This is a genomic window from Azovibrio restrictus DSM 23866 (assembly GCF_000429665.1).
GTDB lineage: Bacteria > Pseudomonadota > Gammaproteobacteria > Burkholderiales > Rhodocyclaceae > Azovibrio > Azovibrio restrictus.
Genome location: NZ_AUCH01000027.1, coordinates 22,798 through 29,373 on the forward strand (window position 1 = coordinate 22,798; position 6,576 = coordinate 29,373).

The 6,576-nt window shown below is 59.9% G+C and carries 6 protein-coding genes; 4 read left to right on the forward strand and 2 right to left on the reverse strand.

The annotated features are described in order from the left end of the window. The first annotated feature begins 11 nt into the window (after window positions 1-11). Complete coding sequence (locus tag G474_RS21420) at window positions 12-1,175, forward strand: glycosyltransferase (protein WP_084513832.1); 1,164 nt, start codon at window positions 12-14, stop codon at window positions 1,173-1,175. Window positions 1,176-1,251: 76 nt separating this feature from the next. Here G474_RS21420 and G474_RS24500 read toward each other — a convergent pair whose 3' ends face one another. Together G474_RS24500 and G474_RS0117250 are read right to left on the reverse strand one after the other, a co-directional pair. Continuing rightward, the gene (locus G474_RS24500) at window positions 1,252-2,769 is read right to left on the reverse strand and encodes a DUF4214 domain-containing protein (RefSeq protein ID WP_026688052.1); all 1,518 of its coding nucleotides are present in this window, start codon (window positions 2,767-2,769) and stop codon (window positions 1,252-1,254) included. 454 nt (window positions 2,770-3,223) lie between these two features. Beyond that, window positions 3,224-3,991: a tyrosine-type recombinase/integrase gene (locus tag G474_RS0117250; RefSeq protein ID WP_211228142.1), complete on the reverse strand. Its 768-nt coding sequence runs from the start codon at window positions 3,989-3,991 to the stop codon at window positions 3,224-3,226. 519 nt (window positions 3,992-4,510) lie between these two features. Between G474_RS0117250 and G474_RS0117255 the strand changes: the two genes are divergently transcribed. From G474_RS0117255 to G474_RS22280, 3 genes are read left to right on the forward strand one after another with little or no spacing between them, the layout of a single operon-like run. After that, the gene (locus G474_RS0117255) at window positions 4,511-4,831 is read left to right on the forward strand and encodes a hypothetical protein (RefSeq protein ID WP_026688054.1); all 321 of its coding nucleotides are present in this window, start codon (window positions 4,511-4,513) and stop codon (window positions 4,829-4,831) included. Continuing rightward, the gene (locus G474_RS0117260; protein ID WP_026688055.1) at window positions 4,828-5,208 is read left to right on the forward strand and encodes a hypothetical protein; all 381 of its coding nucleotides are present in this window, start codon (window positions 4,828-4,830) and stop codon (window positions 5,206-5,208) included. Before G474_RS0117255 ends, G474_RS0117260 begins: the two co-directional genes overlap by 4 nt. A gap of 2 nt (window positions 5,209-5,210) precedes the next feature. After that, the gene (locus G474_RS22280) at window positions 5,211-6,392 is read left to right on the forward strand and encodes a ParB/RepB/Spo0J family partition protein (RefSeq protein WP_051282400.1); all 1,182 of its coding nucleotides are present in this window, start codon (window positions 5,211-5,213) and stop codon (window positions 6,390-6,392) included. Window positions 6,393-6,576: the final 184 nt, after the last annotated feature.

Genomic DNA, 6,576 nt, shown 5'->3' on the forward strand with positions numbered 1-6,576 from the left:
GAGAAACCACCATGCGTGTGCTGTGCTTCGGCCGGTTCTGTGATGCACAGCCCGGTGGCATCCAGGCCCATGTCCAGGGTTTGCTGACCGCGCTTCGGGACCAGGTGGAGTTTGTTAACCTGGTGCCCTCCCGGGATTTTCGGGGGAGCCGCTTTCTTCTGCCAGGAGGGATTCCCGTCATTCGTACTCCGAGCTGGAATGTGGATGGCAGTCTTGCCCTCTCTCCGGGTTTGGTGCTGGAGGCCTGGCGCCAGCATCGGATGCGCCCCTTCGATCTGGTGCATCTGCACTTTCCTGATCCCATGTCTCACCTGGCGTCCATGGCCATCCCGGCCCGGGTGCCCAGGCTTGTGACTTGGCATGCCGACGTGGTGCGGCAGCAACAGCTGCTCCGGCTCTACCGGCCCTGGCTCAACCGGCTGCTGCGCCAGGCGGGTGCCATCGTCGTGGCTACTCCCGCGCACTTCTCCAGTTCGCCGCTGCTATCCGGGTTGGATATCCAGGACAAGCTTCAGGTCATTCCCTTTGGCTTCGATCTGGAGCGTTTCCTGGAGCCTGATCCCCGGGCGTTCCAGATTCGCAATGCCCATCCGGGGCGCCTGATCTTTGCCCTGGGGCGGCATGTGTCCTACAAGGGTTTTGACGTCCTGCTCCAGGCCATGGCCGCTCTGGATCCGGATGTGCGCTTGCTGCTGGGGGGCGAAGGGCCCCTTACTGATGCCTTGAAGGGGCAGGCGGTTGCCCTGGGGTTGGAAAACCGGGTGGTTTTCCTGGGGTTGGTGCCTGATGAGGAACTGCCTGCCTATTACCAGGCCTGTGATGTCTTTTGCCTGCCCTCGGTGACTCAGGCGGAAGCCTTCGGTATCGTACAGGTGGAGGCTATGGCGGCCGGGCGGCCGGTTGTCAGCACCCGTCTTAACAACGGGGTGGATTTCGTGAATCAGCATGGCGTTACGGGGCTGTGTGTTCCCCCCGGAGACTCCGCGGCTCTGGCCCAAGCCTTGTCGCACCTGCTGAACCAGGAGGAGTTGCGCCGGGAAATGGGAGCGTGCGGCCGACGGCGGGCCCTGGCCGAGTTCCAGCTGGAGCAGATGGGGGACCGTACCCTGGCGCTCTACCAGAGACTGGTGGCGGATTCCGTAGCACGGGGCCGGCACCCCGTCCGGCCACAGTAACCGAGTCGGTCACCGGACGGGGCTGGCCGGAAACAGTCCGCTGCTGAAGCGAATTGTATGGCCGGGGTGGAGAGGCTCAGGCCAGATCGAGGTTGTCTGGATTGATTCCGATAAGGCGGATGGCATCGGTCGTTGAGGATGCGCTTACCGCTGCCGCGATTTCCATGCCGTTGGCAATGGAGTCGGAGGCATCGTTATAGTTCAAGCCCATATCCACTGCGAAGGTGTGTGCCACGCTCAGCTTGTTATCCAGCAAGTCGGCTACCCAGCCCCAGGTGCTATTACCTTTGAAGGTATGGGCGGTACCCAATATATCGGATACCAGTGACCCATGGGTGGCGCTGCCGTCCGCAAGTTTCCCGCTCCAGTAGGCCAGGCCTTCCGCATCCGCTCCTTCCGCACGGCCCAGCACATTCTTGTACACCACATGGACGAAGTCCCCGTGGGACATGCTGCTGCTGAATCCCGTCAGGTCTGAATACTGTATCCCTGCGTTGTAGAACGATTCGGCAATCTGGTTGATGCTTTGTCCGGCCCGATATTGTCCGATCCAGTATTCCAGACCGTCGGCATCCGGTATGCGGTTGAAGAATGCCACATACAATTCCATCAGACGCTGCACATCTGCTGCCGGTGCCACCGCGGCAGCTGTCTGGATGGTGAGATTGACTGTCATGTCGGCAAATTGCACTTTCTCAATACCGCTCAGGCTGTCGCTGCCGTCGCCTTCTCCCGCGACTGTGTGCCCGTTGGCCGTCCTGATGATCGTGTGGCCGGTCAGCGTGCTGGCATAGCTCGCTGTATCCAGGCCGCCATGCCCGTTCAAAATATCATCACCGGTTCCTCCGATCAGACAGTCATCTCCTGCGTGCCCATGGAGTACATCATTCCCGTCCAGGCCTGCGATCATGTCGTTGCCGGTGGAGCCTGAGAGCACGTCACTCCCGGAGGCACCGGTGTACCACTGCTGCCAGTTCGGGGAAGATTGGGTCGCCCCGTATGCGGTATAGCCGGCAGGAAATGTGGTCGTAAGGGTCGCTTCCCCCGTAACCAGATCCAGGGCATAAACCCTGTTATCTGCGAATGCGTAGACCGTTCCGTATTCTCCAATAGCCATGCCCCAGACATCGGAGATTCCATGTTGCACACTGCCAAGCCGGGCACCGCTGGCAAGATCGAAGCTTTCCAGCGTCCCATTGGTTGTGGAGAGGTAGAGCTTGTCATTCAGGACAATCAGGTCCCCGGCCGAATAGCTTGTAGATGTCGCAAATGGGGTCAGGGCGCCTGTAGATAACTCGACCTGGTAAATCGTGTTGCTGGTGTTTCCAGCTACAAAGGCTCGTCCGGTGTTGTCTACGACCATGGCATTCAAGTCGTTGCGTCCGAGATTGATGGCATTGTCTGCCGCCCCCGAGGACAGGTTCAAGGTATACAGGGTGGAAAAACCGATCCCGTAGGCGGCACCGTTAGGTGCAACGGCAACATCGGTCAACGAGTGGTTGGTCGAGCCGATCAGGGTGAATGTGTTCGTGGCAGGGTCATAAGCATAGAGCTTGGAGTTGTCGTGTGTGTATAGCGTTTGCTGGACTGACATGGATGTTCCTTTGGCGCTTGATAAATTTATGAGCATGTTGTTTTGGGCGTATTGCAGTGAGCAATGCGCTCCGCCAAACCCTGGCTCTTCGGGTTTTCATTGGCGGATGCCGGGGGCTGGAAGATTAGCCCCAGCCCTCTTGTCTAACCCAAACTCCCGGCCTATTCGGCATTCTGCAGTGCTGCTGTTCGCAACCTGCTGCCACTGGGATTGCGAATTATGCCATGAGATTAAATGGTGGCGGTCAGGGCTGACCTGCCCAGCTGAGGCCGGCAGCGACAAGCAGGGAGAGTGATGGTGCTGGAGAGATAGGGGCGGGCTGGCGGAGAGCGGAGCTGAGCCTGAAGCCAAAAGCGAAACAGGGCCCTTCCGGAGAAGGGCCCTGTTTCGAGAATCTGGCGCGCCCGAGACGATTCGAACGTCCGACCCCTGCCTTCGGAGGGCCTGCAGGTGATCAGAAGGGCAAAAGCCTTTGCACAGCTTCTTCGGCCTGGCTGGGTGCCAGGTGAGCATAGATCTCTGTTTGCGTAATGCTGGCATGGCCCAGCAGCTCCTTAACGACGTAGAGTGAAATTCCCTGCATGACCATCCAGCTGGCGAAGGTGTGGCGCAGGTCGTGAATCCGAAAGTCAGTTATCCCGGCTCTTTTCAGGGCTGAGGTCCAAGCAGTTTTGAAGGTCGTAATTCTTCCCCGCTCCCATCCGAACACCCAGGGGCTACGAACGCCTTTTTCTTCCTGCCATTGCTCCATGCGCTTCAGTACCGACAGGGCGTCATCATTGAGCGGGATCGTGCGCCGCTTGCGGCTCTTGTTATGTCTGGCTTCCAGGAGGATGTGTTTCTGCTCGAAGTTCACCCGGGACCATTCAAGGTTTAGCAGCTCTCCCCGCCGGCAGCCCGTATTCAAGGCCAGCCGGATGAATGCCGGCAGGTGAGGGCGGGGGGCATTGAATTCGGCCTCCTTTATCAGGGTGGCGGCTTCTTGCCTGGTCAGCCATCGAACCCGGGGTTCTTCCTTGCTCAGTCCCAGCCGTGCTACCGGGTTGGGCATGTCTTCCAGGCCGAATTCCGCCTTTGCAAAGTTGATGGCGGCGCAGAACAGGCGCAGCTCCCTGCGGACGGTGGAGAGCTTCACCCCCTGTTCAAGGCGGCGATTGATGTAGCTCCGGATTTCGTAGCGTTTCAGGTCCCGGATTCTTCGCCCGCCGAAATGGGGCTGCAAGTGCCCAAGGCTGTATTGGTCCCGGTTGTTACCTGGGCCCCGTCGGAAGTGAGGGCGGGCGGAGAGGTAGGCCCCCAATACGTCTTCAAATATCATGCCAGTTGTTGAGAATGGTTTCTGTTAATGCATTTTAACTGGCCTCTATGCCGTAGTGCATAAACAAGCTGCGCGCTCCGCTTGCCCTCGCATGCGAGTAAAGGAGCAGGCCCTAAGTTAGCCGGGCTGCGCCCGATGTTTTCTGGCTAATCCATCGCCCCCGCTTTACCTCCTCCCCCCCGTCTGTATCCGTATGGCCTTTTCCGCCGACCTGTACCACAGGCAAGCAGAAAGCAAGGGCCGGCGAAAGCTTGAGGCGTGCTTTCGCCTGAAATCCTCACCCGTTCGTTTTTTTGCGGTGAGGCGTCGCAAAAAAAGCCGCTGCGGCTTCCGGTTTCTCCCTTGCTTTCCGCTTAAGCGCCTGTGGTCCTGGACGGCGGGCCATACGCATACAGACGGAGTTTCTTTACAGGAGGTGTAACCATGACGACCAAGCCAGAAAACCAGCAAATCCAACAAGGGGCCGCCGCTCCATCCAGAGGTTTCAAAGAACAGAGGCAGGCCGTCCCGGCGCTGCTGTTCTTGATCTACCGGAGTTCCAAGGGGTGCAAGCAGTATCCGTTTGAAAGCATCGAGCAGGCGGTGAGCTGGGCGAAGCGAAAGCCTTACCGGGATGAACTCTTGATCTGCCATGCGTTTGTGGACCGGCGGAAGGCTGGGACCGTGATTTGCCAGGGGGATGAACTGAAGGTCGGGCTGAACGAGTGGTTTTCGGATTTCCAGAAGGTCGGGGGTGTGCAATGAAGGCGCATATCGGACCCCTGGAGTACCGGGCGGCAGAGTACATCTTGAGGGAAAAAATCTTCGATATCGGATTGAAGAGCATCGCCGCTATTGAGGGGGTGATGGTGCATGGGCCCAGGGGGCCTTCCGTGGTGTTCCTGGTCATGACGACGGGGGAAGTCTGGGGGCGCGGTAGTTACATGGCGCTGCTGTACGACAAGGACAGTGCCCCGCTGTTTTACCTGGAGTGTGGGGGCTGGGCGGATGTGGAGGCTATTTCAGCTTGTGCCGGGTTGAAGCAGTGGAAGTTTCCCTGGGATGGGGAGGAGTTCTTTGTTTCTGCTTTCAAGCGGGCCGAAGCGGCGGCACGAAATCTGTTGATGCAAGGGAGGGCTTAACCATGGCCACGGAAAAACTTTCGCATGCGAAAACCGCCCGGAAGGCTAAGCCTTCTGCCGCCGACCAGGCCCGGGAGGCGGTGGCCAGGTTGAAGCAGGTGAACCTGGAGATTCTGGCGCCGGCCGAGGCGCCGGAGTTTGCCCTTGTCCCGGTTTCGGCTATTGCGGTGGATGATCAGATCCGCGAGACGTTCGACGATGGGCAGCTGCAGGAGCTGGCCGACGATATCCGCCGGCGGGGGGTGTTGGAACCGCTCCTGGTGCGGCGGGATGGGGTGCGCCTGGTGTTGATTGCCGGGGAGCGCCGGCTGAGGGCGGCCAGGTTGGCGGGGCTCTTGGAGGTGCCGGCCGTGGTGCGCCAGGTGTCGGCCGAGGAGGCGAAGGCGGACCAGCTGGCGGAGAACATCCACCGGCAGGACTTGAGCTTGCAGGAGGAAGCGGCCGTGGTGGAGCGCTTGCGCCTGGAGCTGGGGAGCCTGCAGGCGGTGGCGCAGCGGGTGCATAAGTCGGTGGTGTGGGTGTCGAAGCGGTATGGGCTGCAGGAGCGCTTGGGGCATTACGCCCGCCGGCTGTTGGAGGATGGGATCACTGAGGACCTGGAGATCCTGCGGGGGGTGGCTCAGCTGGAGTTGCTTTCGAATGGATCGAATGCGCCCTGGGCGTTGTGCGAGAAGATCAGGAAGGGCGAGGCGGGCCGGTCTGAGGTGCGGGAGGCGGTGAAGGCGGCGAAGGCCCGGAGGGACGAGCGGGAAAAGCCGGTGGTGCATTCCCAGGCTTCGGCGCCGGTATCGGGGGTGTTGCCGGGGGTGGAGGTGGCGAAGGTGGCAGCGCCGAAGGAAAGGCCGCTGTTCAATCCTGAAACGCAAATGTGGCAGGTCGAAAACCGGCTTAACAACGGTAGTACTCCGGAACGGGTTCTGAAAGATCTATCCGGAAATTTTGACCTGGTGCGGGAAAAGCTGGAGTGGTTTTTGAAGTATGAGCACTACGAGAAGGAGGCGCAAAAGAGGTTTAGCTCGTTGCACAGGCAGAACCAGGATGTGCGGCTGTTGAAGCTGGCACTAAAGACCCGGCAAGAGCTCTACCAGACCCCCGTCATTGTGGCCCGGTGGATGGGGGCTACCGGGAAGGATTGGTGCCTGGAGGAGTGTTTGAGGATTGCGGGGGAGATGGGGAGGGGGTGAGGGAAGGAATTGATGTTCTAACGTTGGAGGTAACCGGCGCCGGAGCGCGCAGCGCGGAGGGAACCCAAACGGCGCAGCCGATTGGGCGACCGGTTGACTGATGGGATGGACTCCCCCGTCTTTTTGGCGCGGAATAAGCGCCTCCGGTGCTCATGGGGATGGGGATCGGGTTTCGACGAAAGGA